The sequence below is a fragment of the Pseudomonas sp. MF08817 genome, assembly GCF_059862705.1.
Genome location: NZ_JCBCUY010000106.1, coordinates 1 through 801 on the forward strand (window position 1 = coordinate 1; position 801 = coordinate 801).

Sequence of the window (801 nt, forward strand, 5' to 3'; positions counted from 1 at the left end):
GCTGAAGCCTTGGGCATTGCCGATTTGAATGGTGGCGCGTTCTTCAACGCTGAGTTCGGAATAGGACATAGGGGCAGCACCGTACCGGAAAGGTCAGGTGTTGCACTCAGTTTTTGCCGCCGCCATGCATATAAAAAAGTCAATAAAAAATCATTTTTTCATACATGCAAGCAATGCCACGTTTTTAGGACGTGTTTCAGTACCGCCGAAATTTTGCACTGTAATCGTGTGGGTGTGTAACCCTGCTGGCTGCGACCAGACAGATTGTGTGCCATACCAGTTCTCATCACCTAAAACCGCGTTGCCGGGGTCTGTTGGGGATCGATCTCGCGTATGACGTGTCTCGTGGCTATGTAACCCATCCATCGAAGCCGTAGCGTTGTGTTTGTGGCTTTTTAGATCGTCTTGCTGGGCGGAAGCTAAGGATCTACCCGGATCGATGCCCTTGCCGTTATCCCAAGCCCTTACGAACTGCCCGCGTAGGTCGAGTGTTCCACCTGAACCGTTTGCTGCGATCCAGCCCGGTGGACAGCTTGTAGCGTTAAAAAACGCATACATGCCGGACGTTGATTGAGTTGTCCAAATACCGCTTTCGCACGATAAAATTAGCCCTTTAAAGTCTCTGGCGAGCAGGCCATTGGGAGAGCAACTTGTGCCAGCGGCTTCTACTTTTGTTAGGCTCTGTACGTAAAGTATTGTCGCAAGCACCGCATAGCGCAGGCCAATGAGACCATCGCCGCAAAACTTGTTGCGAGCTTGTCGAAGCGCGTCACGATGCGACGGTTCTCCTTCAGCCAGCCA

At 51.6% G+C, this 801-nt stretch carries 1 protein-coding gene and 1 pseudogene; both read right to left on the minus strand.

Annotation, left to right across the window (positions count from 1 at the left end):
- Window positions 1–150 precede the first annotated feature (150 nt).
- Entirely contained in the window at window positions 151–708 is a 558-nt protein-coding gene (gene pilV, locus AC19YR_RS24795; protein ID WP_500600444.1) for a shufflon system plasmid conjugative transfer pilus tip adhesin PilV, read from the minus strand.
- Window positions 675–801 (minus strand): annotated as a pseudogene (locus AC19YR_RS24800) (IS5/IS1182 family transposase); the annotation flags it as partial. The pseudogene AC19YR_RS24800 and the gene pilV, both read right to left, overlap by 34 nt.